At 77.4% G+C, this 1228-nt stretch carries 2 protein-coding genes; both read right to left on the bottom strand.

Annotated features, from left to right (window positions below):
* Positions 1–288: 288 nt before the first annotated feature.
* Entirely contained in the window at positions 289–693 is a 405-nt protein-coding gene (gene mscL / locus N866_RS18965; protein ID WP_034229799.1) for a large conductance mechanosensitive channel protein MscL, read from the bottom strand.
* Between the two features lie 66 nt (positions 694–759).
* Positions 760–1228 (bottom strand): CpaB family protein (locus N866_RS21735; RefSeq protein ID WP_162177348.1); only part of this gene is annotated, 469 nt, incomplete at its 5' end.

Genomic DNA, 1228 nt, shown 5'->3' with positions numbered 1-1228 from the left:
CGCCGGGCGGTGGGCGGCACCGTGCCGCCCGCGCAGGGCCCGCCGGACCGCGCTGCGCGGGGCAGCAGCAGGGACGAGACCGACGAGGGCTGGGGCGACCGACCGGCGCCCGACGACGACGACCGGCTGCTGCGCGACGTCCCGCCGCACTGGGGACCCCGGGCCTGATCCGGGCCGTCCCGACCCCGTCGGAGCGGTCCCGGCCGGGTACGTCGCCGCGACGGGTCCGCGCTCGGTGTCCGGCGCTCGGGGTCTCGTGGTCTGGGTCCCGCGCTCGAGCGGTAGCCCTCAGACCTCGCGGCGGGCGGCGAGCAGGTCCCGGATCTCCTGGAGCACGAGGACGTCCTCCGCGGGTGCCGGGGGCTCGGGCTCGACGCCCGCCTTGCGGCGCTTCGCGAGGGTGTTCATCGGCAGCACGATGAGGAAGTACACGACGGCGGCGATGACGAGGAAGTTCAGCACCGCGCCGACGACGAGCCCGAAGGAGATCTCCGGGGCGTCCGCACCGCTGCCGAGCGCGACGGTCCACGTCCCGGAGAGGTCCTGCCCTCCGCCGACCGCCGCGACGAGCGGGTTGACCAGGCCCTCCACCACCGAGTTGACCAGGCCGGTGAAGGCGGTGCCGATGACGACCGCGACCGCCAGCTCGATGACGTTGCCGCGCATGACGAAGTCCTTGAAGCCCTGCAGCATCCCGTGCACGTCCCCTCTCCTGGGCCCCGGGCCGGTCCGACGGGGCGCGTCAGCACGGTAGCGGTCTCACCCGACGAGGACGGCCCCGACGTCCGCCCACCCGACCACCGCCGCCAGGCGCCGCCCGTCCTCGGGCGGCACGGCCACCACGGTGAGGACCGCCCCGGCTCCGGGGTCGGCACCCAGGCCGAGCGGTCCGGTGGCGTCGGTCACCGTCGTCCGGTCCAGGACGAGGGCGTCGCGGGCGACGACGTCGGCGCCCGGCCCTGCGTCCCCCTCCCCGGCCGTCGCGGTCACGAGGTCGACCCGGTCCCCGGGCCGCAGGAGCTCCGTGACCGCGGGGTCCGCGAGCCGGACCGCCACGACCACCGTGCCCTCGGGCGGCGGGACGGCGAAGCGCTCGCCCGCGAGCACCTCCTCCACGAGCGGCAGGCCCGCCGGCAGCCGGACCAGCGCCTCGCGGCCCACGACCTGCTCCACGGACGTCGGGGCGCCGTCGGGGACGGCGCCCGGCCGGGCTGCCACGACCCGCAGC

The organism is Actinotalea ferrariae CF5-4 (assembly GCF_000603945.1).
GTDB lineage: Bacteria > Actinomycetota > Actinomycetes > Actinomycetales > Cellulomonadaceae > Actinotalea > Actinotalea ferrariae.
This window is presented reverse-complemented; position numbering and strand designations above follow the sequence as displayed.

What these genes read in the sequence shown, in the direction of transcription:
- mscL (WP_034229799.1), bottom strand. Translation starts at nt 693, where the DNA reads ATGCTGCAGGGCTTCAAGGACTTCGTCATGCGCGGCAACGTCATCGAG.